This window comes from Roseovarius amoyensis, assembly GCF_003260265.1.
Lineage (GTDB): Bacteria > Pseudomonadota > Alphaproteobacteria > Rhodobacterales > Rhodobacteraceae > Roseovarius > Roseovarius amoyensis.
In genome coordinates this window covers 12,817-36,814 of the sequence record NZ_QITQ01000025.1, presented here as the reverse complement: position 1 = coordinate 36,814, position 23,998 = coordinate 12,817, and the positions used below count along the sequence as shown (strand labels likewise).

The 23,998-nt window shown below is 67.2% G+C and carries 30 protein-coding genes and 1 pseudogene; 9 read left to right on the top strand and 22 right to left on the bottom strand.

Annotation, left to right across the window (positions count from 1 at the left end; genetic code table 11):
• Nucleotides 1–437 precede the first annotated feature (437 nt).
• Nucleotides 438–1,526: an IS4 family transposase gene (locus DL899_RS16230; protein WP_239494735.1), complete on the top strand. Its 1,089-nt coding sequence runs from the start codon at nt 438–440 to the stop codon at nt 1,524–1,526.
• On the opposite strand, the pseudogene DL899_RS19925 reads toward DL899_RS16230, so the two are convergent.
• A pseudogene (locus tag DL899_RS19925) lies at nt 1,519–1,715 on the bottom strand (helix-turn-helix domain-containing protein); the annotation flags it as partial. The gene DL899_RS16230 and the pseudogene DL899_RS19925 sit on opposite strands and share 8 nt — an antisense overlap.
• Nucleotides 1,716–2,088: 373 nt before the next feature.
• On the opposite strand from DL899_RS19925, the gene DL899_RS16220 reads away from it, so the two are divergent.
• Nucleotides 2,089–3,339, top strand: coding sequence for an IS256 family transposase (locus tag DL899_RS16220; RefSeq protein WP_111735400.1), 1,251 nt, complete (start codon nt 2,089–2,091; stop codon nt 3,337–3,339).
• Between the two features lie 277 nt (nt 3,340–3,616).
• On the opposite strand, the gene DL899_RS16210 is transcribed toward DL899_RS16220, so the two are convergent.
• From DL899_RS16210 to DL899_RS16155, 12 genes are all read right to left on the bottom strand, one after another.
• Complete coding sequence (locus DL899_RS16210) at nt 3,617–4,693, bottom strand: DUF2793 domain-containing protein (RefSeq protein ID WP_111735399.1); 1,077 nt, start codon at nt 4,691–4,693, stop codon at nt 3,617–3,619.
• Nucleotides 4,694–4,703: 10 nt separating this feature from the next.
• Nucleotides 4,704–7,868: a baseplate multidomain protein megatron gene (locus DL899_RS19920; RefSeq protein WP_476705491.1), complete on the bottom strand. Its 3,165-nt coding sequence runs from the start codon at nt 7,866–7,868 to the stop codon at nt 4,704–4,706.
• A gap of 1,128 nt (nt 7,869–8,996) precedes the next feature.
• The gene (locus tag DL899_RS16195) at nt 8,997–9,446 is read right to left on the bottom strand and encodes an NlpC/P60 family protein (protein ID WP_111735398.1); all 450 of its coding nucleotides are present in this window, start codon (nt 9,444–9,446) and stop codon (nt 8,997–8,999) included.
• Nucleotides 9,443–10,327, bottom strand: a complete 885-nt coding sequence (locus DL899_RS16190; protein ID WP_111735397.1) for a DUF2163 domain-containing protein — start codon at nt 10,325–10,327, stop codon at nt 9,443–9,445. The genes DL899_RS16195 and DL899_RS16190 overlap by 4 nt, the downstream gene beginning before the upstream one ends.
• Before the next feature lie 120 nt (nt 10,328–10,447).
• Nucleotides 10,448–10,684, bottom strand: coding sequence for a hypothetical protein (locus tag DL899_RS16185; protein WP_111735396.1), 237 nt, complete (start codon nt 10,682–10,684; stop codon nt 10,448–10,450).
• The gene (locus tag DL899_RS16180) at nt 10,681–10,869 is read right to left on the bottom strand and encodes a hypothetical protein (RefSeq protein WP_111735395.1); all 189 of its coding nucleotides are present in this window, start codon (nt 10,867–10,869) and stop codon (nt 10,681–10,683) included. Before DL899_RS16180 ends, DL899_RS16185 begins: the two co-directional genes overlap by 4 nt.
• The gene (locus tag DL899_RS16175) at nt 10,869–11,099 is read right to left on the bottom strand and encodes a hypothetical protein (protein ID WP_111735394.1); all 231 of its coding nucleotides are present in this window, start codon (nt 11,097–11,099) and stop codon (nt 10,869–10,871) included. Before DL899_RS16175 ends, DL899_RS16180 begins: the two co-directional genes overlap by 1 nt.
• A gap of 4 nt (nt 11,100–11,103) precedes the next feature.
• Nucleotides 11,104–11,763, bottom strand: coding sequence for a lysozyme (locus tag DL899_RS16170; RefSeq protein ID WP_111735393.1), 660 nt, complete (start codon nt 11,761–11,763; stop codon nt 11,104–11,106).
• A 4-nt stretch (nt 11,764–11,767) separates the two neighbouring features.
• Nucleotides 11,768–11,899, bottom strand: coding sequence for a hypothetical protein (locus DL899_RS20120; RefSeq protein ID WP_275426799.1), 132 nt, complete (start codon nt 11,897–11,899; stop codon nt 11,768–11,770).
• Nucleotides 11,892–12,242 (bottom strand): hypothetical protein, encoded by a 351-nt coding sequence (locus tag DL899_RS16165; protein WP_111735392.1) that lies wholly within the window; start codon nt 12,240–12,242, stop codon nt 11,892–11,894. Before DL899_RS16165 ends, DL899_RS20120 begins: the two co-directional genes overlap by 8 nt.
• The gene (locus DL899_RS16160; protein ID WP_111735391.1) at nt 12,239–12,865 is read right to left on the bottom strand and encodes a DUF2460 domain-containing protein; all 627 of its coding nucleotides are present in this window, start codon (nt 12,863–12,865) and stop codon (nt 12,239–12,241) included. The genes DL899_RS16165 and DL899_RS16160 overlap by 4 nt, the downstream gene beginning before the upstream one ends.
• 97 nt (nt 12,866–12,962) lie before the next feature.
• On the bottom strand, nt 12,963–15,107 hold the full coding sequence (locus DL899_RS16155) for a phage tail tape measure C-terminal domain-containing protein (RefSeq protein WP_111735390.1): 2,145 nt from the start codon (nt 15,105–15,107) through the stop codon (nt 12,963–12,965).
• A gap of 88 nt (nt 15,108–15,195) precedes the next feature.
• Between DL899_RS16155 and DL899_RS16150 the strand changes: the two genes are divergently transcribed.
• Nucleotides 15,196–15,477 (top strand): type II toxin-antitoxin system RelE/ParE family toxin, encoded by a 282-nt coding sequence (locus DL899_RS16150; protein WP_111735407.1) that lies wholly within the window; start codon nt 15,196–15,198, stop codon nt 15,475–15,477.
• Between the two features lie 22 nt (nt 15,478–15,499).
• Nucleotides 15,500–15,790 carry a HigA family addiction module antitoxin gene (locus DL899_RS16145; RefSeq protein ID WP_111735389.1) on the top strand — a complete coding sequence of 97 codons (291 nt, stop codon included), beginning with the start codon at nt 15,500–15,502 and terminating at the stop codon, nt 15,788–15,790.
• Here DL899_RS16145 and DL899_RS19915 read toward each other — a convergent pair.
• The 3 genes from DL899_RS19915 to DL899_RS16130 form a co-directional block, all read right to left on the bottom strand.
• Nucleotides 15,761–15,904, bottom strand: a complete 144-nt coding sequence (locus tag DL899_RS19915) for a DUF7697 family protein (RefSeq protein ID WP_239494733.1) — start codon at nt 15,902–15,904, stop codon at nt 15,761–15,763. The two genes, DL899_RS16145 and DL899_RS19915, sit on opposite strands and share 30 nt — an antisense overlap.
• A gap of 98 nt (nt 15,905–16,002) precedes the next feature.
• On the bottom strand, nt 16,003–16,440 hold the full coding sequence (locus DL899_RS16135; RefSeq protein WP_111735387.1) for a hypothetical protein: 438 nt from the start codon (nt 16,438–16,440) through the stop codon (nt 16,003–16,005).
• Nucleotides 16,440–17,378 carry a phage tail tube protein gene (locus DL899_RS16130; protein ID WP_111735386.1) on the bottom strand — a complete coding sequence of 313 codons (939 nt, stop codon included), beginning with the start codon at nt 17,376–17,378 and terminating at the stop codon, nt 16,440–16,442. Before DL899_RS16130 ends, DL899_RS16135 begins: the two co-directional genes overlap by 1 nt.
• Nucleotides 17,379–17,523: 145 nt before the next feature.
• Between DL899_RS16130 and DL899_RS16125 the strand changes: the two genes are divergently transcribed.
• Entirely contained in the window at nt 17,524–17,895 is a 372-nt protein-coding gene (locus tag DL899_RS16125) for a bactofilin family protein (RefSeq protein WP_111735385.1), read from the top strand.
• A gap of 13 nt (nt 17,896–17,908) precedes the next feature.
• On the opposite strand, the gene DL899_RS16120 is transcribed toward DL899_RS16125, so the two are convergent.
• On the bottom strand, nt 17,909–18,328 hold the full coding sequence (locus DL899_RS16120; protein ID WP_111735384.1) for an acyl-CoA transferase: 420 nt from the start codon (nt 18,326–18,328) through the stop codon (nt 17,909–17,911).
• Between the two features lie 126 nt (nt 18,329–18,454).
• Between DL899_RS16120 and DL899_RS16115 the strand changes: the two genes are divergently transcribed.
• Both DL899_RS16115 and DL899_RS16110 read left to right on the top strand, forming a co-directional pair.
• A complete protein-coding gene (locus tag DL899_RS16115; RefSeq protein WP_162685611.1) occupies nt 18,455–18,763 on the top strand; it encodes a type II toxin -antitoxin system TacA 1-like antitoxin in 309 nt (102 codons plus the stop codon).
• Nucleotides 18,753–19,298, top strand: a complete 546-nt coding sequence (locus DL899_RS16110) for a GNAT family N-acetyltransferase (protein WP_111735382.1) — start codon at nt 18,753–18,755, stop codon at nt 19,296–19,298. Before DL899_RS16115 ends, DL899_RS16110 begins: the two co-directional genes overlap by 11 nt.
• 14 nt (nt 19,299–19,312) lie before the next feature.
• On the opposite strand, the gene DL899_RS16105 is transcribed toward DL899_RS16110, so the two are convergent.
• The 5 genes from DL899_RS16105 to DL899_RS16085 all read right to left on the bottom strand — a co-directional run bounded on the left by DL899_RS16105 (nt 19,313) and on the right by DL899_RS16085 (nt 23,271).
• Nucleotides 19,313–19,942: a DUF6441 family protein gene (locus tag DL899_RS16105; protein ID WP_111735381.1), complete on the bottom strand. Its 630-nt coding sequence runs from the start codon at nt 19,940–19,942 to the stop codon at nt 19,313–19,315.
• Between the two features lie 6 nt (nt 19,943–19,948).
• Nucleotides 19,949–20,260 carry a head-tail joining protein gene (locus tag DL899_RS16100; RefSeq protein WP_111735380.1) on the bottom strand — a complete coding sequence of 104 codons (312 nt, stop codon included), beginning with the start codon at nt 20,258–20,260 and terminating at the stop codon, nt 19,949–19,951.
• Nucleotides 20,261–20,271: 11 nt separating this feature from the next.
• Nucleotides 20,272–21,294, bottom strand: coding sequence for a major capsid protein (locus tag DL899_RS16095; RefSeq protein ID WP_111735379.1), 1,023 nt, complete (start codon nt 21,292–21,294; stop codon nt 20,272–20,274).
• A 59-nt stretch (nt 21,295–21,353) separates the two neighbouring features.
• Entirely contained in the window at nt 21,354–21,734 is a 381-nt protein-coding gene (locus DL899_RS16090; protein ID WP_111735378.1) for a head decoration protein, read from the bottom strand.
• A 94-nt stretch (nt 21,735–21,828) separates the two neighbouring features.
• Nucleotides 21,829–23,271, bottom strand: a complete 1,443-nt coding sequence (locus DL899_RS16085) for a S49 family peptidase (RefSeq protein ID WP_111735406.1) — start codon at nt 23,269–23,271, stop codon at nt 21,829–21,831.
• A gap of 80 nt (nt 23,272–23,351) precedes the next feature.
• On the opposite strand from DL899_RS16085, the gene DL899_RS16080 reads away from it, so the two are divergent.
• Together DL899_RS16080 and DL899_RS16075 are read left to right on the top strand one after the other, a co-directional pair.
• Nucleotides 23,352–23,603 carry an AbrB/MazE/SpoVT family DNA-binding domain-containing protein gene (locus DL899_RS16080; protein ID WP_111735377.1) on the top strand — a complete coding sequence of 84 codons (252 nt, stop codon included), beginning with the start codon at nt 23,352–23,354 and terminating at the stop codon, nt 23,601–23,603.
• A complete protein-coding gene (locus tag DL899_RS16075) occupies nt 23,600–23,998 on the top strand; it encodes a PIN domain-containing protein (protein WP_111735376.1) in 399 nt (132 codons plus the stop codon). The genes DL899_RS16080 and DL899_RS16075 overlap by 4 nt, the downstream gene beginning before the upstream one ends.

The window sequence follows — 23,998 nt, the reverse complement described above, 5'->3', positions numbered from 1 at the left end:
GGCAGCAGCCCGGTGTGAATGCCCTTCCTCCACAAAAGCGACAACGCGCTCCCGAAGTGCCATAGGATGCGGTTTACCCATCTCAAACCCCCATATCTGCCCTGCAGACAGAGAATCACAGATCAAGCTTCATGGAAATCCTGAATCGTAAAGATCGCAACTCGCTATAGGTCAAGCGCTTTCGAGCTTTCCGCCGCATTGGCATTCGGTGTCTTTCGCGGGCCCTCGCTTCTCTCCGGGACTACAAAGATTACGAGATTTCACCCTCTCAAAGCCCATAAGTCATTGATTTTCCGTCACCGCCCGGAACCGATGGCCGAAAAACAGCCTCTGAAGTCATACTACACGACACTGGGTGGATTTTCAGATTTTAGAGCTGGCGCCGATCGACGAGATCGATTCTGAACACGGACTCTTTCTCTGCAAGGAGTTCATCCATGACCAGTTTCGCTCTCGCCGATCTGCAGAAGTTGTTAACCCCGCATGTACCGCTGGGCAAGTCACGCGTTGAGACGCTCTGCCTGCTCGTACTGGGTATGATCAGCGCCCGCACTGTCAACCTGACCCATATTGCTGCAGAGCGGCCCGCTCGCGCAAAAGTTGCGTCAACCTACCGCCGTCTGCAACGTTTCTTTCAACATATGATCTTGCCCGAAGACTGGAGTGTTGGCATCGTCATGGCGCTGATCGGCAATCCTGATCGTTGGTACCTGTGTCTTGATCGAACCAACTGGAAGATCGGCAAATCCGATGTCAACGTCCTCGTGTTGGCCGTGGTCACCGAGCGCTACCGCGTTCCCCTCATGTGGACCTTCCTGAACCATTCGGGCAACAGCACGACACAGCAGCGCATTGCCCTGATGCGGCGCTACCTGGCACGCTTCAACGCATCGACCGTGCGCATGTTCCTTGCTGATCGAGAATTCATTGGACAGGAATGGTTCAGGTTTCTCAAGGACGAGAACATTCCGTTCGCAATCCGCGTGAAGGAAGATCATCTCATTGTCGTTGAGGGGCGCGAATACTCGCTGCGGTCTTACCTGTCGCGCTGTAAGGGGGAGCGTGGCTTTACCGCGACCTTTCCCGCCAAGGCGGGTCAACCAGCCCTTGAACTGCACTTCGGCGCACGGCGCATCAAAGGGGGAGAGTTGCTGATCGTGGCCTGTTCCGAGCCGCTTGGCGGATCGCGCATCCTTCGATACTATCGGTGGCGCTGGTTCATCGAATGCATGTTTGCTGATAGCAAAACAAAGGGGCTGAACCTCGAGGATACGAGGATGAAACTCTCCCAAAGGTTGAGCCTTCTGATCGCTATCTCCGCAATCGCGCTCGCCATGGCCTGTCACACAGCATCCAAGCTCATGGGGACAAAATACCCCGCCCGGAAAAAACACGGGTATTGTTCAAAATCCTGGTTCAGGACTGGTTTCGATGAGCTGCGCCGCCGTCTCAAAACAAACGAAACCACCCCGATCTTCGGTACGAAAGTGGCCATCAAAAAACGATTACGGGCGGGAGTCGCGTAGTGTGGCGATGGACCCAATCGCGCAGGGTCTGCCGATCCATACCGCAGCTCTCGGCCGCTTCGGTCCGGCTCTTGCCCTCAAAAACCTGCGCCAGCGCCAGCATCCGGCGCGAGGCCCGTGCGTCCTTCACCCGCGCCGCCTCCCGCCGCAGGCCGAAAGTTCCGTTCGCGTAATCTCGACTGCCATGATTGTCCTCCTTGCTTCGCAAGAAGTGAATCACAGGCGGGCCAAAATGGGAATCGCCCACCGAGTCAAAGTCCCATGCCGTTGGTATGAGGGTCTTTTTGCGCCAACTGATTTGGCTGGTCTGCCGAACCTGCATGATCGTAGACACCGAGTGCCAATGCGGCGGAAAGCTCGAAAGCGCTTGACCTAAACGCGCCGAATAGAGAAGGACGGACTACTCGATCACGCCATCGAGGCGCGCCCGGTCTGGAAGCCGATGCACTTCCAGCCGCTCTACGGAGCTATAGCTGAAAGTTGGTGATGGCCCCTGAGGGGCGGCATATCATGGCGGTGTTCAGAACGCCGTCAATTCTCCTGAGAGAAAGGGATATGCCACATGACGAAGACTACCCTCGCAGCTTTGCCTGATCCACATGGATTTTCATCTGATCCGCTGACGGACGTGCTGCGCGCCGGGGCGCGAGAGCTGATCCAGCAGGCGGTTGAGGCCGAATTGGCCGCGTTGCTCGATGCTCATGGCCGTGAGACCACCGAAGACGGTCGGGCGCGGCTTGTCCGCCACGGGCACTTGCCGGAACGTGAGGTGATGACCGGGATCGGTCCTGTGGCCGTAAAGGTGCCCCGGGTGCGAGATCGTGGCGGGGAGGCCGAGAAGATCCGGTTCACCTCATCGATCCTGCCGCCCTATCTGCGCAAGGCCAAATTCATCGAGGAGCTTCTGCCCTGGCTGTATCTGAAGGGGATTTCCACGGGTGATTTCCAGGAAGCGCTGGCGGCCCTGCTTGGCCCCAATGCCGCCGGGCTGTCTTCGACCACGATCTCGCGGCTCAAGGCTGACTGGTGGGATGAATACGAACGCTGGCAACGGCGCGATCTGAGCGCGCGGCGGTTCGTCTACATCTGGGCGGATGGCGTCTATTTCCGGCCCCGAATGGCCGAGGAAAAACAATGCGTTCTGGTGCTGATCGGAGCGGATGAGTGGGGCCGCAAAGAGATCATCGGTTTGGCCGACGGCTATCGTGAAAGCACCCAAAGCTGGCGCGAATTGCTCCTTGATTTGCAGCGACGCGGGCTCACCCATGTGCCTGACCTGGCCATTGGCGATGGCGCCCTGGGCTTCTGGAATGCTCTGCGCGAGGTCTTTGGCGCGACGAAAGAGCAGCGCTGCTGGTTCCACAAAACAGGTAACGTGCTGAACGCAATGCCGAAGTCGGTTCAGGCCAAGGCAAAAGGTCATCTGCACGACATCTGGCAGGCTGAAACGCGGGTGGATGCCGCAGCCGCCTTTGACTTCTTCGTCGCGACATATGGTGTGAAATACGACAAGGCGGTCGCCAAACTGGTCAAGGATCGTGAGGTGCTGCTCAGCTTCTATGACTTCCCCGCGGAACACTGGAAGCATATCCGGACCTCAAACCCGATCGAGAGCATCTTCGCGACCGTCCGCCACCGCACCGGCAAGACCAGGGGCTGTCTGAGCCGGAAAACCGGCCTCGCCATGGCCTTCCGCCTGATGATGTCTGCCCAGACCAAATGGCGAAAACTCGACGGCGCCAATCGGCTGCCCGAGATCGTTCAGGGGATTGCGTTCAAGGACGGGATCAAGCAACTTCAAGCCGCCGCCTGATCAAGCCGTCACCAACTTTCGGGCATTGCTCGCTCTACGCCGGCGTCCCCTATCATGGCACGGGCATCGACGAGCGCCTCTTTGAGGCCGGGCTCTGCCTGCCCTCGGGCTCCGACATGAGCGATGCCCAGCAGGACGACGTCATCGGGCATGTAGCGTGCGCGCTCGAAAACGCGGGCTGAGGCCCGTCGACATTTTCACGGCGCCATATTTCCGAGAGTGCGCAGTGTTCCGCGTCAGTTGCGGGCGAAGTAGCCTTAGCCGAGCGTCCCTCCATTCACCCCACCTTCGCGCCCCAGAAGGACGTGTGATCCGCCGCGAAATACCCATCTTGAGCGCGGAAATACCCCTGCAGCTCGACGGTATCGCCGGCCGTCAGTGGCACCATGGTCTGCAGCCAGATGGCGGTGGCGAGCGAAACATGGGTGGCCGAACTCTCGCCAAAGGAGCCCCGGATTTCGGTCGAACCGTTCAACACGAGCCGCCCGCGCATGCGCGCGGAGGTGCTGGCATTGACCTTGTAGAGCAGCGTCGCGCCGAAGAGGTAGGTGCCGTCGACGGGTGCTGTGAAGAGGCCGGTCCCGGCGTCGAATGCGCCCTGGTCGTTGTAGTCGGTGTTGTTGAGGCCGATCTTCGTCCAGGTCCCGACGCCAACATAGTTGTCGTAGTTCGTGTACGCCTTGAACCGCGGCAACCGGGGCTGGTCGACGATGCCATTGGCGTTGTCGACGCTCAACCCGTCGAAGAAGGTGCTGCCGTCGGCGGAGACCGCGAGCCGGAAGCGGTCCGAGCCGAAGAGGCCGACCAGCGCCTTGGTCACGAAGCCGGTCTGCAAGGTCAGCCCGAGATCGTCGCCTGCGGCCTCCTTGTTTAGCTGCAAGAAGAGATCGCCGGTGCCTCCCTCGGCGATGGTCCTGGCTGTCCACAGCGCTGCATTCAGCTTGGCCGAGAACGGGTTCGAGGCGTCTGCGGTCGTGCCCAACCCGAGCTGCGCAAGGTTCTGCAGAGAAGATGGGGTTGTGCCGACCCAGCCAGTACCGTCGTAGACCAGCAGCAGAGCCTCGTCCTCGATCCATGCCCGCCAGCCGGTCCGCGGCGGCAGGCGCAGCCAGGCGCCATCGGTCCAGAGCGCAACGTTCAGATCCCAGCCCGCCCAGTCGCCCGTCGCGGCCGAGCCGACGATGTATCGGTCGCCATCGGCCGGGCTGCTGGGTGGCGCGGTCACGTCACAGTCGAGGACCGAGAGCTGCACGAGGCCGTCGAGCAGCCGCAGCGCCTCGTTGTGGGTGACGTGCTTCTGGGCCTGTGCAGCCAGGAGGTAGGGCAACAGCAGGTTCGTGGTGGCGTCGGCCATGATGTATCCTTCAGAAGGTCAGCGTGAGTGTCTTGGGCGCGCCCCGCCCGACGAGGGCGGAGAGCTGGAAGATGCGGATATCGAGCGTGTCGCCGGGGCCGAGCAGCGCACCCCAATCCGCCGTTTGCTCGGCGGCCGAGTAAATCACACTGGTCGTGGTAGTGGTCAGCGTACGCTCGACCGCAGCGCCATCGAGGATATCGACCTCATAGGCTTCAACCTCCTCGATCAGCGGCACCTCCACTGCGCCCCAGCTGTCGGCCGCGAGAGCCCGGGACCGACGTGTCCAGCGGATGGTCAGATCGCCGGGCGTGCGCGGCGTGCGCCACGGCTGCTCGACATGTGCGACGGAAAACGGCCGCAGCCCCACGCCCGCGGGCGTGAAGGCCTGCGCCATGTAGGTCTCGTCGCTGGCCGGGTGGCTGGCCGGGCCGATGCGCCAGTTCCAGGGAAGCCCGAGATCGGCCTCGGCGATCGGCAGCGCCGCCAGCGCGGTGTCCAGCACCACCACCCGCGCGCCGGCGGGCGCCGGGTCGGCCATGGCGGCCTCAGTGCCGCGCTGGCCGCGCAGCAGGCGCGTCAGGCGATACCGGCCGGGCGCGATGAGCTCGGCCGCGCCGGCCTGCACGATCTCCCAGACGCCAGGTGCGCTCTCGATCGCCAGCGCGTTGGCGCCACCAAAGAGCGTCAGGTCGGTGACGCTCTCGAGCGTGCCCGAGAACAGATCGACCACAGCCGCATTGGCGAGATCGAAGCGCGAGGTCGGCCCCGCGTAGAGGTCCGAGACCAGCGTGCCGATCCGGGCACGCCTGCTGAGGCTGGTGAGCAACTCGAAGCCGTCGGTCGACGGGCTGCGAAACACCGCGATCTCGCCCGGCCACGGCACCGCATAGGCCGCAATGAGCGGCCGGTGCGCCGGCCAGCCGTCGCTGAGCTGCGGCAGGTCCATCAGCACCGCCACGGGCGCGCCGAAGACGACCGCCCTGGATAACGTCGAGGAACGGGCCTGCCCTGGCGGCAGGTCGTAGGCCTCGCGGTCCTGGCGCACCGCCTCGATGCCGCGGGCGTCCGCGTCGGCGATCGAGACGAGGCGGAATTCCACCTCGCGGCCGTCATGGGCAAGCCGGATCGCGTCGGCCGGGTCGAGCGCGAGCCTTGAGGGCGGCAGGCGGAACGCCGCCGTCTCGCGCCCCACCCACGCTTCCATCAGCGCGCGGCGGCAGCCGCGCTCGGCCACCTCGGGCGGGACCGCGACGGGGAAGGACTCCGAGGCGATGCGGGTGGTGTCGACGGTGATCCGCCTTGCCTCGACCTGTGCGGCATCAAAGTCCTCGTCGGCCCGCGCCACCTGCCATTTGAGCGCCTGCGGCAACTCGGTCTCCTGGCCGCGCGTGAGCTCAAGGACGTCGCCCTCGCGCGCGGCGACCAGATCGTCGGGGCTGACGCTCGCCACCGCTGCCCGCCCGCGCATGACGAAGCGGATCACGCCCTCGGTCTCGACGGCATCGAACCCGAAGTGCCGCGCGAGCATGGTGATCGAGGCGCGGGGGCTTTCCAGCGCGCCGATGGCGTAGCCTTCGACCGCGCCCCAGAGGCCGGAGACGTCGATGCGCTCCGCGGGCATCCCGGCGCGCGTGCAGAGGTGGCGCACGAGCGCCGCCAGCGACACCGCGCCCAGCCGCCCCGTCAGCCAGTGGCCGAGCCGCCAGTTCGGCCCGTCCGACCAGACTTCCGCGAGTTCGGGGAAGAACGGATAGGGCCGCGCGTCCCAGGTCCAGGCGGCGCATTCCGGCACCTCGACCATCTGCCCGCCGTAGACGCCGGAGATCGGGTTGTTCGCCGGGGCGCCCCAGAAGAGGTAGGTCGCCTCGAGACAGGCGCGCTGGATGGCGTCGTCGCGCCAGCCGCGCGAGAAGTAGGGAACAAGGCTCTCGGAGGACTTCGGGTCGACGAAGACGTTGGGCTGGTTGGTGCCGCGGTCGATGGCCGGGCAGCCGAGCTCGGTGAACCAGATCGGCTTCGACTGCGGCGTCCACGCCGTCGGTGTCCCGCTTTCCACCCCGTCGGGGCGGTCGTAGTGCTGGTTCGACCACCAGGCGCGCAGATCCTTCGGGCGAAAGACCCACGGCTTGCCGGCGGTGCCATCGGTTATGGGCGTGCGGACCTGCGCCACGCGGTCGGCATCGGAGGCGTAGAACCACTCGAACCCTTCGCCGCCGGCGATGTTGGCCTGCAGGTAGGCGCGGTCATGGATCGCGGACCAGCCCGCCTGCGCGTCGAGATGGTCGAACCCGTCGCGCCAGTCGCTTACGGCCATGTAGTTGTCGATGCCGACGAAATCGACATTGCCGTCCGCCCAGAGCGGGTCAAGATGGAAGAAGACGTCGCCGCTGCCGTCGCCGGGCTGATGCCCGAAATACTCCGACCAGTCGGCCGCGTAGCTGATCTGCGTCCCCGCCCCGAGGATCGAGCGGACGTCGGCGGCGAGATCGCGCAATGCCTGCACCGTCGGGTAGGTGGACGCATCCGAACGGATCGTGGTCAGCCCGCGCAGCTCCGAGCCGATCAGGAAGGCGTCGACCCCGCCGGCGGCGGCGCAGAGATGGGCGTAGTGCAGCACCATGCGCCGCAGACCCCAGTCGCCCGGCGCGCCGGTGAAGGCCACGCTCACGTCGCCCGGATCGGAGGGGATATCGGTGCGCAGGACCCGCACCGTCTGCGCCGGCCAGGACACGGTGCGCGGGGTGACCAGCCAGCGGGTGGTGCCGCTCTCAACGTTGGTCAGGGCCGCGGTGATGGTGAGCGTCACCGTGCCGCCGGTCTGGGTGAGTTCGATCCGCCACGCCTGGCCCGCCTGCGCCGCCGGTGCCCCGCCGGTGACGACGGTGCCGGGCCAGGCGATGGTGGCGTAGTTCTCGTCGGGCGCGGACGTGGCGCTGACGCCCGCGTAAGGCGTCCCCACCGGCCCCGAGGATACCGTGAAGTCCCCCGGCTGCGCCGAGCCAAGGAGCGCCGCGACCTGGGCCCCCGCCGTGGCGGTCTTGTCGACGCTGCCGGCATAGCCCGCCGCTGGCGAACAGGTGATGCGCCCGCGCCAGGGAAGCGCGGGCTGGCCGGCCTCGGCGGCGTTGTCCGAGTACGGGTTCGGCAGGGTATTGCCCGATGGCACGTCCATCAGCAGGAAGGGATAAAAGGTCACGCGCAGCCCGCGCGCCTTCATCTCCCGGATCGCCTGCACGACGGTGAAATCCGCCGGCGTGCCGCCATAGACCGGCCGGTCGTCGTCGTCGCGGCTGACAAGACGGGCCGCGGATCGGCTCACGCCGTTCACGCTCCATGTCTGGGGAAAGGTGCTCTTGACGGCAAGCTCGACGCCGGGCCTGATCTCGCAATCCCCGGCCCGGAGATCGTCGCCGAACCACGCGACGACGAGGCTCACGCTTTCGACCTTCGGCGCCATCGCCTGCAGATGGTCGAGCGCGACAACGAAGTCGGCGGTATCGGAGAGCGCATTGAGGTTCTCCGCGCCCTGCGCCCCGAAGAGCCCGCCAAAAAGCCCGCCGAAGAGCCCCTTGCGAACGCCGGTCGTGGCATAGACGAACTCGCCCGCGGCCGGGATCATGGTGACGGCCTTCACGAGCCCCTCGGCAGTGTCGGGATCCGCGAGCAGCCGGAAGACCTCGAAGGAAAGCTGCGGGATGCGGTTGCCGTAGTCGCCGAGCGGAAGATCCTCGAAGATGACATAGGCCGTTCCGCGACAGGCGGGCGTGGCGCCCGCACCCATCTTCGCGGCGATGAACGGGTCGGGCTCCTGCGCCTCATTGCCCTGATACCACCGCCAGGTGATGCCGGTCATGTCGAGCGGCTTGCCATCGGCCCAGATCCGCCCGATGCCGGTAATCGGTCCTTCGCAAAGCGCCACGGCGAAGCTGGCGGAATAGAGATACTCGATGGTCGTGACCTTGCCGCCCCCGCCGCCACCCTTGCCGCCGCCGCTCGTCGTGACACTGATGTCCTCGCGGAAATCCGTGGCCCAGATGACGTTGCCGCCGATGCGCATGCGGCCGAAGACGCGCGGGATCACCGCGCCTTCGGTCGATGAGGTAATGCGCAGCGTATCGAGCCGCTGCCCTTCGATCCGCTGGCTGGGTGCGAGCGACGAGACGATCCAGCTGTCGACAACCGAGCCGATGCTGGAGCCGACAAAGCCGCCGATGGTCGCGGCGCTGACACCGAGGATGCCGCCGCCGATCGTGCCGCCGATGGCCGATCCGACCGCACCGAGAACAAGCGTTGCCACGGGTCAGACCTCGCGAGGAAAGAGGAAGGCGAAGGCGATGCGCCGGCGCCAGGCATGGGTGAGCGGTTCCTCGATCACGCCGAGCCGCTCGTATGCGTGAAGGAACGCGCCGGGACCGGTGAGGATCCCGACATGTTTTGCGATGGCACGCGGCTTCATGCGGAAGAGGACCAGTGCGCCGGGCGCAGCCACGCCGGGCTCCACCTCGATCATCATGGCGCGCACGCCCTCGGCCAGCACTTCGCGCGGGCCGGTTTCGCCCCAATCTCGGCTGTAGGGTGGGATCGGAAACGGCTCGGGGCCGACGACCTCGCGCCAGACCCCGCGCGCCAGCCCGAGACAGTCGCAGCCAACGCCGCGAAGGCTGGCCTGATCGTGATACGGCGTCCCGAGCCAGGATCGCGCGATGGCGATGACACGCGTGGGGTTGGCGCTGGAAACGACGTTGGTCACAGCACGCCCCCGTCGTGGCCACCGTCCCTGGTGGCGTAGCGCAGGACCGTGTCCTGGCCGGGGATGTGCGGGAAGCCTCGGAAATTGACGGTGTTGGCGAACTTCGCGCTGCAGGTCTCGATCCGCTTGTCGCAGCCGGCGCGGATGATGAAGGCGTCGCCCGCGGCGATGCCCCGCACCGGCGCCTCGAGCAGCGTGATGGTCGCGACGCTGCCCGCCACGTCATGGCCCAGCACCTCCGCCCGGCGCCCGGCGCTCGCGCCGCTGGTCCACTCCACCGTGCCGAAGGTGAACCAGCCGGAGGCAAAGCCGTCGAGCCCCGAGGCGGTAAACGCCCGCTCGCGCAGGAGGTCGATCACCGCGCCCGCGCGCTTGAACGCGGGATCCTCGAGATCGACCCCGCAACGCGCGTCGCCGAGCGCGGCATCGCAGGTCGCCTGGAAGGTCCGCCCGACCGTCTGGCCCAGCACATGCGCGAGGCTGCGCACCTCGGCCACGAAGGCCAACCGCCCGCGCCGGATCTGGCCGATGGCGCCGCGCCGCATCAGCAAGCGCTGGCCCGTGTCGGCCCAGTTCACGCGCCAGACCTCGACCTCGGCGTTGTCCCAGCGGCCGTCGAGGATATCGGTCTCGGTGATGCGCTCCGAGGTCAGCACGCCCGTCGCGTCCTGCGCATCGACCGAGAGATCGGAGCCGAACCGGACCTCCGAGGCGGTCAGTCCGCTCTCGGGCTCGAATTGGGTTCCGTCGAAGCTCAGCGTCCGGTCGTGGTCGGTGAAGCCCAGCGTCACACCATCGGCGCGCGAAATCCGCCAGCACCAGGCGAGCGTGGTGGTGCCCTCAATGAGGTGGGCTTGAAGGGCGGGGGATAGCGTCTTCATCGGCAGGTTCCCGTCATGCGGTCATCGAGATCGGCGATCCATGTGCCCCAGACCCCTGCCGGCACGCTCTCCGCCGAGGGCATCTGCGCGCGTGCGATGGCGTAGCCGAGGCAGCCGGCATCACCGCCATTGCCCGTCGTTGCGACGCAGCCGCCGAGCAGGATCGTCGCTGCGGCCGCGCACCACGGCCCGATTGCCGTCTTCCACCCTCTCGATTGCATCCCTGTCGGCCTCCCTCTCTGCCTGCCTCTGGCCCTCGGCCCGCCACCGGGTGCGCAGCGTCAGCACCGCCAGCACCGCCGCGGCGGCGCCAGTGAGCCAGCGCCCGAGACGGGTGCCGAGCAGCCAGAAGGTCATGCGAACCACCCCTCGATGCAGCGCGCCACCACCATCGCCGGCCCGGCCGCTTCGAGCCGTCGGCGCTCGCCGGCGAGCATCCGGTCGCATGCCGCTTGCCTCTCGATCATGTGCCAGCGCATCTCCTGGCACATGACGTCGCCGCCTGATGCTAGGCAGACGGTGACGATCAGCGACCACAGCATCAGCGCGGCCCCCGAAACCCGCGCTCGACCCGGTCGCGCAGGCCAATGAGGCCGAGCCCGAGGAACACGAGCCCCGCGGGCGACGCGTCGCCGCTGCCGGCGAGCAGCGCGACGAGGCGGGAAATCTCGGAGAGCGGGCCAGTCGCCGGCAGCGCCAGGGACGCGATGCCGGTGAGCATGGCGAGACAGCCCGCCCACCAGGTGAGCGAGTTTGGGCGAAAATAGCGCATGGGGTCAGGTCCTCCGGATCAGGGTGGAGAGGAACGCGACCAGCCGGGCCAGCCAGCCGGCGGGCGCGTCGGATGCAGGTTCGAGGACCGGTAGCCGCGGCGGTGACGCCGGGCGAAGCAGCGCCAGCGCCTCGCTGCCGGTCAGCCGGCGAACGGGGCGTGAGAAGTCGACCCGGCCCGCGCGGTCGACCGCCCAGACCGGGATCATTCCGCCGGGATAGCGGCCCTGCCGGAAGAGATCGCGCTCCGCCTCGCGCCGGGACCGGATACCCGCGGGTCTGAGCCAGCCCATGAACGCCGCGGCCGCCGCCTTGCGATCACCCGCGTTCAGACGCCGGGTCAGTGCGGCCTTCGCAATGCCGCCGGTGTTGTAGTGAAAGCTCACCAGCGCATCGAACTCATGGCTTTCCAGCGGCACGGTCACGGCGCGCAGCACATCCGCCTCGTAACGCGCGAGGTCGGCGCGGAAGACCCGGAACGCCTCGCGGATGCCGGCTTGCGTGTCAGCGGGCATGCCGCGCGGCATGGTGGCGGGATCGGGCGGCCCGGCCTCGGCGGTGTGGCCAACGCCGAAGGTCCAGGTGCCAGTGATATCGCGGTAGGGTCCGGGCACCAGCCCCTCGTGCCGGGCCAGGGCCAGCAGGCCGCGATCTGTCATGTGCATGGGGTTACCTCAAGGCCGAGATGAGCAGGATCAGCGCCGCGACGGCCAAGCCGATGCGCAGACGGTGGGCGAAGGTCTCGCGCGGATCGCCCGCGTCGCGCCTGAGATTGCGCAGGAAGCGCGCGAGCTCAGTCATCGCCGCCGCCCCCCTTCGCGGCCCGCAGCCGGGCCAGGACGACCTCGATGAAGGCCGGGCCGAAGACGCCGACCAGATAGGCGGCGGACCCCGCCGCTCCGCCTGCGGGGATGGCCTCGGGCTGCAGTCCCAGCCAGGCCGCGATGACGGCCATCGAGAGGCTGCCCATGCCGGCGGCGATCAGCCCGCCGAGCAGGATGTGCCGGAGCGCATCGCGCAAGTGCATCTTGGTGGTCAGCGCATTCGTCGCCCCGCCGAGCGCGCCCCAGGCGGCGAGGATCACGGCCGTCGAGGCCGCAAGCTCGCGCAGGACGGCGGCCAGAAAGCCGCTATTGTCGTTCATCGCCGGATCTCCAGCAGAGGGATGGAGGTGATCGAGCCCAACCGCTCGAGATCGTGCGTCACGTCGAGCGTGTCGCTATCAAAACGGACCGGCACGTCGAATTCGAAGCCGGCGGTGATGGCAACGCCCACCGCCGGTGCGCTGTCGAAGGTCACGACGCCCATGGTGATGTCGACCGACCAGCCGCTGCCCTGCTCAGTGCCGCCAAGTGCGATGCAGACCAACCCTGCCACCGGCTTGGTGATCGTCCGCACCCATGTCTGACTGCCCGACGCGTAGCGCTTGACCAGATGGAAGGCGGTCGTCGCGCCGTCACCGGTGCCGATCGCCTGATCCGTGGACGCCGGCGCCTTTGAGGGCAGACAGGACTTGTAATCGCCCCAGTCCTTGAACCGGAAGCCGTAAAGCCGGCCGTTGCGGGCTTCAAAAAAGGCCACCACTGTGGCGAGATCGTCGGCACGGCGGATGCCGTAGGCGACATCGAACCGGCGCCGCGAGTTCGCCCAACTGGCGTTGCGTTCCTCGTCCCCTGAGGCGAGCTCGATGATCTGCGTGCGCCGCTCGGGCCCGCCGCGCGCGCCGCGGCTGATGTCGTCGGGAAACCGGACCTCGTGAAACGCCATGGCAAGTCTCCGTGGTTCGTGCTCTGTCCGCCGCAACCGGTTCCGTCGACCGGCACGCTCGAACCAGTGGCGCGTGCTGGTCGACTGCGGAACGCACTCACAGCCCTCTCCGGCCCATGGAGACCGCGCGGGCGATATCGGCCGCGATCTGCGTCCGTGATTGCCGGAAGCTTTCGGCGTCGCGGGCGTGGATGTTGATGGTGACAGCACCGCCGGCGCCGTAGCCTCGCGCCTCGCGGCGTGAGAGCACGCGCTCGCCGCGCTGAAGGATCGCCGGGACTTCGTCCGACTTGAGCCCGGCCCAACCACCGCCATGCATCCGCGGCGCGGCGGCGAAGGCCATCGCCGGGACCATGCGCGCGGGCCCGTCGCCACCCACCATGCCGCCGGCATGCAGCACGCCCGCGAAGAGCCCGCCGGCGCCGCCGAGAATGCCACCGAGCGCCTTGGAGATCGGCCCGAGGATGAAGCGGCGCGCGGCGAGCTTGGCGAGATCGGCAATGAGCGACGTGACCAGATCGCGGAAGTCGAGCTTGCCGGTCTTCACGAACTCGGCCACCGCGTCCTCGGCGCTGCGAAACGCGCCCACGAGGTTCTGGCCGATATCGTCGCCGATCTCGCGGGCCTTGCCAGCATAGTCGGAGAGCGTCGCCGTGACCGCCGCCCAGCCGGTGGCGGCCTCTTCGGCCCCCTTGGCCGTCGCCCTCCCGGCAGCACGGCCGGCCCGACCGGCGGTGTCGAGCGCGTCGCTCACCCGATCGGCGGCAGCCGTGGCATCGTCAAGCGCATCCGCGCCATCCTCGCCGCTGGTCCGCATCGCTGCCCGGAGCGTGTCCACGGCCTCCCGCACGCCATCGAAGGCATGGGCCCGGGTGTCGGTGGCGCGGCCGTGATAGACATCGGCCCTGTGCCCGGCGTTGCTGGCGGCATGCTCCAGCATCGAGGCTTGAGCTTCCGCGCCGATCACGTCGATCCGCATGTCGGCGCCGATCTTCTCGGAGACCGCGTTGAAGGTCGGCCCGATCCGGCCGAGAAAATCCGCCCATTTCCGGGAGAGAAATCCCATGAGCCGCAGCCAGATCGCCTCGATATCGGCGCGCATGGCGCGGAAATCGTCCACGAAGGAGGCGACCGTGACCTTGATCCCGTCCCAGACCGCGCTTGCGACGTTGCCCATGAGCTTCAGCGCCTCGCCAAAGCCGCCCGCGCCGCGCACCAGACGCGTGAACTGGTAGACGATCTCGCCGGCGCCGACGATCAGCGCCCCGATGCCGGTGCGGATGAGCGCGCCGCGCAGGATAACGAGGGCTGTCGCGAGGCCGCGGACCGAGAGCGCGGCGACGGCGAGCCCCGCGGCCCAGCGGCCGGCGAGGAAGGCGGCGAAGGTCGCCGCGTAGGTGCTGAGACGGCCGATGTTGTCGAAAAGCGCCTTGATGGCCTGGCCGAGCGGGCCGGTGCGGCTCGCGACCGCCGCCATCGCGTTGGCCACTGCCTCGAGCGCCGGCGCCGCGGCGACGGCGAGCTGGTTCGAGAGCCCGCGCCAGATCAGCCCGAGCCGGGAGATGGCGTCGTTGGTGCGCTCGATCTGATCGGCGTCCTGTTCCGAGACCACGATCCCGAAGGCGCGCACGTCGTCCGTGGCCTGGCGCAGGCTCAAAGTGTCGATCCGGCTCATGGCGATCGAGCCTTCCTCGCCGAAGAGCTGCCCCGCGACCGCCGCGCGCTCGGCCACCGGCACGAAGTCCTCGATGGCCGCGTTGATTGCCCCCACGCGCTGGTCCAGCGGCAGGGCGATCAGCTCATTGGCCGAGAGCCCGAGCCGGTCCAGCGCGTCGGCGGCGGGGCCGCCCTTTGCCGCGGCCTGGCTCAGACGCCGGGTCATGTCCTTGGTGGCCTGCTCGATCCCGGACATCGACACGCCGGCCAGTTCCCCCGCGCGCTCCAGCGTCTGGATCGAGGCGACCGTCGTGCCCAGCGACTGCGCCAGTTTCGCCTGCGCATCGACCGTCTGGAGGCCGGACCGGACCATGGCCACGCCCGTGGCCATCGCGGCGGCCACCGCGGCGGCGGCCGCAACCTTGACCCGGCGCGAGAAGGCCGCCATCCGCACATTGGCCGCCTCCATCTCGCGGCTGAGCCGACCGAAGCCGCGGGCACCCGCCTCGCCGACACCCTCCAGTTCGGCGCGCACCTGTCGCCCGCCCACGGCCGCGAGGCGGACGCTGACCTTCTTCTCAGCCATTTTTCGATGCCTCCGGTTTACGAAGTTTCAGTGATGAGGGCGCTGTAGCGCCCCTTGAAATATGTATCGTGACGTGATACATGAGCCGATGATCGTCAGCACGAAGGGCAAGCGCGCGGCGAACGCGGTGGCAGACCGGTTCGGCAAGGGTTTCCCGGCCGATCTGGTCAAGCGAACGCGGGCGATGCTGTCGGCACTCGATGCCGCCATGGTTCCCGAAGATCTCCGGTTTCCGCCGGGCAATCATCTCGAGGAACTGAAAGGCGACCGGGCCGGGCAGCATTCGGTGCGCTTGAGCGGCCAGTGGCGCATCTGCTTTGTGTGGACCGATCAGGGGCCAGCCGATGTCGAGATCGTCGACTACCATTGAACGGGCATTGAAAGGACGCGACATGACACTGATGAAGACCCCCTCTCACCCCGGCGAGGTCCTGTCCGAACTGTATCTGGAGCCGCTCGGCATGAGCCCGATCGCGCTCGCCAGGCGCCTTCACGTTCCCCGCACGCGGATCGAGCGGCTGGTGAAGGGCGAAACCGCCCTCACCGTGGATACGGCGGTGAGGCTCGCGACGTTCTTCCGGACCACGCCGGAATACTGGATGAACCTCCAGCGCGCTTGGGATCTCGCGCGGGCGCGGGAGGCGATCGACGTCTCAGACATCACGCCGCTCGAGGCCGCCTGACGCCATCTGCTCGTTGAGCCTCAAAACCATCACCGCCTCGATGACGGGCAGCAGTTCGGCCGCGGCGAGCGGCGGCACGCCCAGCGCATCGCCGAGCGCGAGCGCGGCCGACATGTCCCAGCCGACAACTGCACCGGGCAGCACACGCAGCTGGCCACCGAGGCGGCCGACCAGGTCCCAGACCTGCCAGCCCTCGAATGTGACGGGACGGTTCAGCCGCGCCGGGCAGTTTTCGCACGCTTGCGCGCAGGCGTCGCAGTAGCGATCGCCCCCGCCGAAAGACCATTCGGCGAGAGCGCGGAGACGTTTTTTTCCTGTTCCAGCAGCAGGCCCTTCGAGACATAGATCAGCTGGAACGCCTCGAAGACCGGCCAGACGTCGAGCAGCGCGTCGATGGCCTCCGGGCTGGGATCGATGGCGTTGCCGTCAGCATCACCAATACCCTCCCATGCAAGCACGGCCCGCCGCGCCAGCGCCTTGGCGAAGGCAACGGCGCGTTCCTCGTCGCTGGCCTCATCTGGCAGGCTTTCGACAACCGGATCGCTGCGCGTCGCGACCATCACGGCCGTCGTCAGCGGGCGGAGTTGCACCCGCACGCCGGGGGCAAGGTCGTGCCAGCGCGGCGCGTTGGTCAGATCGAGAGTCAGCATCAATATACCTCAAGGTCGTTGATCAGGGTCGCCGTACACATCCGCCCAACCGTACTGTCGCGGGCGGCCTGCCAGTCGAAGGTGGCCTGCACGCCCTGCGGACCGGAGATCTCGATGCGCGGGCGCGGCAGGTAGACGGCGTGCACGGTCAGGCGCAAGCTCTCGCCCGAGGGCAGCGCGTAGGCGAACTCAAGCTCGCAGGGATCGCCATTGATCGCCTGCGTCACCAGCGTCTGATCGGCGAAGCGCACCTCGATGGAGCCGGTCAGCGCGGCGATTGACGGGTCTGCCCCGTCAATGCGGCCGTCCGAGCGGATGGTTTCGATCCGGTCGAGGTTGTTGGCATAGGTGATGTCGGCTGAAACCACGTTGCCGAGGGCAGAGCCGTTACGGGTGATGGCTCCGTTGAAATGGCCGAAGCGCCTGAGCGTCAGATCAGCGGGCGTCCCTGCGCTGGTCGTCGTGCCCACGATCTCACCCTGCGCCACCAGCCGGGCGGTTGCGGTCAGCAGGCCAGAGCGCTGCATCTGCCAATTGATCTGGTCGAGGACACAGCCGGAATACATCGCAAAGCGCGGCACCTCCGGCATGCCGGTCTCGATCGAGAGGCTCGGCAAGACCCACGCGCCCGACTGGAACTCGTGCGTCCAGGGGTCAGTGCCGGTGGTAACAGGCTGACCGAACGCCGCCTTCAGCCAGAACCCGAACGCCTCCGCGTCGATCGGAACGACCACATCGCCGTCGGCCGTCACCGCGTCCTTGATCGGCGCCAGCGGATCGCGGCCGTAGCCCAGAAGTTCGGAATTGAGCAGCGGCTGCTCCGCGCCGAGCGAGGTGCTGGCGAAGGGCAGCCTCAAAAAGCCGCTCACCGGCGGCGTGCCATAGACTGTCTCGAACGCAAGCGCCAGTCTAGCCCGCGCTCCTTGGGCTCGTGCCATGGTGATCTCCTTGAACCTGCTTTTTGATCTATGAACCTGCTTTTTGATCTATCTTCTGCCAGCCAGGACCGATTACTCTCGGTCGGGATGCCAGAACCGTTCCGGCAGGAAACCCTGAACTCTCTATCCGATTGGATCCGCAAACATGTCCCAGTCACCCGACGCACCAGGCGGCCAGCCCTCAGCCGGGTCCCGAGGCGGGCGATCGCATTTCGCGGTTGGCGCAAAACTCACCGGCGAACTTTCCGCGCCCGGCGCCCTGGAACTGCTGGGGCATGTCGAGGGAAAGGTCTCTGCAGATGCCATCATCATCGAGGACAGCGGTTCGGCCATTGGCGAGCTTCAGGCCAGAAGCATCGCGGTCAAGGGACGGTTCGAGGGCAAGATATTCGGCGGCGATGTCAAGCTGCACTCGGGCGCCAGAGTCTCCGGCGAAATCTCCTACACGACCCTGACGATCGAAAGCGGTGCCGAGGTCAACTCGTCCTGCTCCCGCAAGGTGCAGAGCGAAACCTGAGAACCTGATCCAGTCAGGCCAGCGGATCAGCCGTGGAATAGTGAAGAACCACTGGGATCACGGCCGCCTTCAGGCTGGCCGCGCCCTCGACTGGCAGGTCCACGGGGCGCGGCGCTTCCGCCTCGACCCAGTCGCAGAGCCCGTCCAGCGTTCGGTCGGCGGCGAGCGTTCCGCCGATGCTGGCGCAGAGCGTATCGAAGGCGGCGTCACGGTCTCCGCACTGAACGACCGCCTCGATTTCGGCGCGGTGCTGGTAATGATAGCGCAGCGGTGACAGCGTCACCTCGGGCGCGCCCGGTTCGCCGTCGCGCAGGATCAGCAGGCCCTCGGTCGGCACGCGCTCGGGCAGCACCTCACCGCGGAGCGCGGTGGCGGGCAGTGCCGCAAGCCGGGTATGCAGCGCGGCGAGGATGGTTTCGCGGGGGGTGGGCATAGTGCGCCTTGTGGATTAGGTTGAAGCTTCGACCACGATCGGCAGGCCGATCACTGCCCTCCTGTCAAGCGCAAATCTTGACATGTACGGCGTTATACCGTACATATGCCGCGAAGGAGACCAATCATGTTTGCCATCCCAGAAACGACACCCACAGCGGGCAAGATGGAAGCGCGCAAGGAATTGCGTCTGCATCGCGCCGATGAAGAGCGGATCAAGGCCGCTGCGGCCGCGACCGGCCTGCAGGAAGCCGACTTTATCCGTCAGGCCGCCCTGCTGCGCGCGCAGGAGGTGGAGCAGCGCATGTCACTCTCCATCCTGCCTACCGAAGCCTTCGAGGCATTTCGGAAAGCCGTCGAAGCCCCGGGTAAGGTAGTGCCGGGTCTGGCGCGCGCAGCCGAAGCGTCGAAAGGCCTCCTCAAGGATGCCGACTGACACCACAGCGAATACACCCGCCCTGACAATCGCCAAATTCGACAAGGCGCTGCATGACCGCAGCGCCTTTTCTTGCGGCTTTGGGCCAATCGACAACTTCCTGAAATCCTCGCTCTCAAGCCAGATCAAGGCCGACATGGTGACCGCATGGATTGCCACTGCCGAGGGCGATTCTGCCGTTCTTGGCTTCTACACTTTGGGTGCGATGGCGGTCCGAGCCAACCTCGGTCCGAACAAACGGCAGCGCGCCGGAGTGCCGGACATACCGGTGATCTACGTCCGTGCCGTCGCCGTTCGCGAGGACATGCAGGGAAAGGGGCTTGGCACCGCCCTCCTTGTCGACGCCATGAAGCGCTGCCTTGGTATCTCGGAGCAAGTGGGCGCGGCGGCTATCGTTCTCGACGTGCTTGAAGACAAGCATTTCGAGCGCCGCTGGGAGTTCTATTCCGATCTCGGCTTCCAGCCGCTGGGCGACCCCGACAACCTGCACCGTGTTTTCATCCCGATGGCAGATGTCCGGGCAAGCCTTGGCTGATCTGTCTTGCACGATCACAGCCGCTCGTCCACCCAGTTCGCCACGATCAGCCCCGGCACGCTGTCGAGCGCCCGAGCCGCATCCCGGTCCAGGTCCAGCCGTTTCGGCAGCTTGACCTGCGGCACCAGCAGGAAGATCGGCGCGGTGACCTTGCCGCGCCCGGTCTTCGAGCGTGATACCACCGCCTGGCCTTTTGTATTCAACCGCCCCTCCGCCACCAGCAGGCTCGGACCCGTGCGGCGGTAGACGAAGCGCAGGCGCAGGCCGCGCCGCCGTTCCCACTCAAGGGGTGTGATCCGGCCGCCGCGTGTGGATTTTCCTGCGGCAGGCAGCGGGATTGCCAGCCAGACTCCGTTTTTCGAGCGGATCAGCGGGCCGGTGTCGTGCGCGCCGATGATGACCGGGGCCTTGGACCAGACCAGCGCGGCGGCGTCGAGGCTCTCGCCGGACCTCGGGAAGTTCTGACTGCGGATCGAGTTGGCGAGCCGCCGCCCGAGCCCCGCTTGCGCGATCTGCCCGCGCCAGGCGGCCTTGAGCCCGGTGCCGGCCTCGCGCATGGCAGCGGTGACGGCCTTTTCGCCCGCAGCCACTTCCGCTTCCATCATCGCGACGATGTCGGGATCGATGTCAAGCTTGAGCTTCATCGCGGGTCACGCCGGGCGCAGGTCCACCGTCCAGACCAGCCGCTCGCGGTCACGGACAGGCTCGCCCTGGATGAGGAAGGCCTCGCCGTCGATCTCGATCTGGTCGCCGGGCCGGGGCTGCGGCACCTCGGCGGCGCGCAGATCGATCCGGGTTGTCTCCGACCAGAGCCGGGCGTCGCCGAAGTCGGTGATGGCGTCGGTGCGCCGGGCGACGATGCGCACCAGCACCGGCGCGCCGCCCTCGGGCATGTAGGTGGCCTCGCGGGCGATGTTGGGATCGGCGAAGAGGGTGTCGATGGCAGCGGCAAGGATGGACATGGCACTGCCGGTCAGTTCGAGCTGAAGAGCCGGATCGCCAGACGCGGGCGCTTGTTGACCGGCAGGACCGAGGCCTCGGTCATGAGATCGATCCAGCGGCCCCTGGCATCGATCATTTGGCGGGCATAGAGCGGCAGGCCGACGGTGTTGGCGGTCTCCAGAAGGTTGGCGGGCCCGCCATAGGTGGTGAAGGTGTCGAACGTGCCCATCGGAAAGGCGATGCCCTCGCCGGTGGGGATCAGCCGCTCCGAGGTGCCGTTCGAGAGCGTGACCGAGCCGTTGTATTCCTCGAAGAGGATGCCCGCGAAGGGAAAGGCGCGGCGCATGTCCTCGCGCAGCGGCTGGCCGCCGGTGGCCGAGAAGAACTTGTAGGCATCCTCGGTCTTCGGGTGGCTGATCAGCTTGTCGAAGAACTCGGAGCTCACCAGCGCGTGCGCCGTGGTCATGGTCTCGCCCAGAAGGTTGTCCTCGATCGCGCGCAGGACGGTGCGCACCTTGGCCTGGATGTTGGTGCCGGCGGTGCCGAAGACGAAGTCGACCGAGATCTGCGCGATCCCGAACTCCGAGAAGTAGTCGTAGAGCGTCGTGCCCGCGCCATCCTTGACGATGCCGCGCAGGGCGTTCATCTCCATGTATTCGCGGGTCTGGGCATGCTTGCGGCGCATCAGTGTCAGCTTGCGGTTCATCACCTCGACCAGCGGGTCGGCGGCGTCCGAGACGCCCAGCGCGGGCATCCCCTGGATGTCGGCGGGCAGGATCACGTCGTCATGCGGGATCCACGGCAGCGCGAAGGATCGCATCGAGCGCTGCTCGCGGTTGCCGACAGTGGCGGGCGCGCCGAGCGGCACCGAGGGCAGCAGGCTGAGCACACCTTCGCGCTGCTCGATGACGATGGAGCGCTGCGTGACGCCCTCGAAGCGGAAGAGGCCGATCTGGCCGAGGCGGGTGTAGAGGTTCGGCAGGATGTTGATGGCCTGCGTCATCTCGGCGAGCGAATAGCCGCCCGCGTCGAACGGGTTGCGGGTGAGGGTCATGGGAAACTCCGGGGAAAGGGGGGGGCGGGAAAAAGGACTTTGGTGCGCGCGCGGCCGGATCAGGCGGTGTCGCGGGTAACGATCCCCAGCGCAGCGAGCTGGCCGATCTTGGTGGTGATTTTACCTGCATCATTGACGGTGCCGTCGTAGGCCAGCGCCGCGCGCGAGACGATGGCAGGGCCGCGCACGAGCACCACGCCCACTGCATCGGCGAGGGTTGCGTCGACGGCGTAGAGCAGCACGGCGGCGGCTGTCTCTGATCCATCAGTGCCGGTGTCGGGGGAGAGCGTGTACTTGCCACTGGCGGTGACGCGCCCCAGCACGGAGCCGACCGGATAGGGCATGCCCGTCAGCAGGGTCACGGTCTTGCGGGTGTAGTTCGGGTTGACCTCGTATTTGAGGACGTCGCCCATGCCGGGCGGTTGGGTCAGGACAGTCATGATGGGGCTCCATGCGAAAGGGGCAAAAGACATCTCCCGCCGAAGCGGTGCGGCGGGGGCTCGGTCGAACGATGCAGGATGGTGCGGCTGCGGATCAGCCTTTCACGCCAGCCGCGGCGGCGCGTTTCGCGGCCGCGACGATCGGGCTTTCCTGCGCTTGGGGCAGCACCGGCGACGGCGGTGTGGCGACGATGTCGCGCGCGTCCGAGGCGGCGCTGGCGCGCTCGAGGACCAGCCGGCGCAGGGCCTCGGGCGTGGTGGCGTCGCGCAGCGCCCTGGCCGCGTCAATGGCGACGCCGAGGCGGCCCGCCTGCGCCGCGATCTCGGCGATCTCCGCCGCGGCCTCGCGAAGCTGTGCCGAGATCTCGGCCAGGTTGCCCGGCGTGGCGGCGGCAGACGCTTCGGGGGCAACGGCCGCGACGGGCGGCGCCGCGGGTGCCGCATCGCCTCCGGTATCGCGCTGGCCATCGCCCTGGCCATCGCGCGGACCTTCGGCGTCCGTGATGCCGTCCTGCGCGGTGTTATCATCATTGCTCTTCTGGGTCATGGCGGTCTCCTTTCGGGTCTGGGTCGGGTTTCCGGTCTGGGCGAGGGGTGCGTGCCGGGCGCGCGCAAGCGAGCGGGTGGGGCCGTGCGCGACCTGCTGCCGGAAGGCGGCAAAGCCGCGCGCGAGATCGGTGACCTCGTCGGCAAGACCCGCGGCGACGGCATCGGCGCCGCGACAGGTCGCGGCCTCGGTGGCGAGCGCGGCCTGCTGGCCGAGCCGCCCGGCGCGGCCGGCGGCGACGGTTTCGGCGAAGAGGAGCCGCAGCCCGTCGATCTCGCGCTGGATGGCGTCGCGGACCGCCTCGGGGAGCGGCTCATACGGATTGCCGTCGACCTTGTGGCGGCCGGAATGGATCAGGGTCACGCGCACGCCGTTCTGATCGAGCTGGCCGCTGAGATCGGCATGCATCACCACGATCCCGATGCTGCCCAGTGCGCCGGTGCGCGGCAGCAGGATACGGGTTGCCTGGCTCGCCAGCGCATAACCGGCCGAGAAGGCATGCTCGGCCACAAACGCCCAGACCGGCTTGTCGCGGCGCAGCGCGCGGATGCGGTCGGCCAGATCGAACACGCCCGCGACTTCGCCGCCAAAGCTGTCGATCTCCAGCGCCACGCCGCGCACCGACGGGTCGCTGGCTGCGGCCTCGATCTGCGCGGCGATCCCCTCATAGCTGGTCTGGCCCGAGGACTCCCCGATCCAGCCGCCGCGATGGATGAGCACGCCGGAGATTTCGATCACGGCGATACCGTCCACCAGCGTGTAGGGCGCGTCGCCCTGCTGACGCAGGCTCTCGGATAGGCCACCGGCGAGGATGCTGGCGCGGGCAGGCAGCGCGGCAGTGTCGGCTGCGTCATGCACATCATGGTCCGCCAGTTCGATCTGCCGTCCGAGGATGCGGGGGCCGAGGCCCGACAGAAGCGCCATGGCTTTCGACGGCTCGACCAGCAGCGGCGTGTTGAAGGCGCGCGCGGCAATGCGGGCGTGGAGCATCAGGATTGGTCCTTCGCTTGATTTTGCATTTCCAATCTCCATATGGTAAGGGGAAGTCAGGATATGTAAGGAATTCGGCCATGCAGGAATCGACCGTGACGATCAAAGGCCAGACCACGCTGCCTCGGGATGTCCGGGCAGCCCTTGGCCTGACCAGCGGCGACCGGGTGCGCTACGTCATCCTCGACGGCGAGGTGCGCATCCTGAAGGCGCGCTCGGTCAAGGAGCTGCGCGGCGCTCTCGCACGTCCGGGCCAGAGGCCGGTCTCGCTCGAGGAGATGGAAGAGGCAATTGGCGCAGGCGCCGTGGAGAGCGGAACCTCTGGCGCATGATCGCGCTCGACACCAATGTGCTGGTGCGGTTTCTCGTGCAGGACGACCCCGGGCAAGCGCAGATCGCGGGCGATATCATGGATCGGCTGACCGATGCCGATCCCGGATCTGTCGGCCGCGAGGTTCTGGTCGAACTCGTCTGGGTGCTCGAGCGCGCCTATGGTTACGGGCGCTCCGAGATTGCCGGGGCGTTGGACGGGCTGCTGTCTTCGACCGAGTTGGTGATCGAAGGGGCGGATGAGGTCGGGCCAGCGCTGGAACTCTACCGCAACGATGGCTTTTGCTTCGCCGATCTGATGATCGCCGCCGCCGCCCGGCGTGCCGGGGCCTCCGAACTGGTCACGTTCGACCGCAAGGCGGCGCGCCTGCCCGGGGTGCGCCTGCTCGGAGGCTGA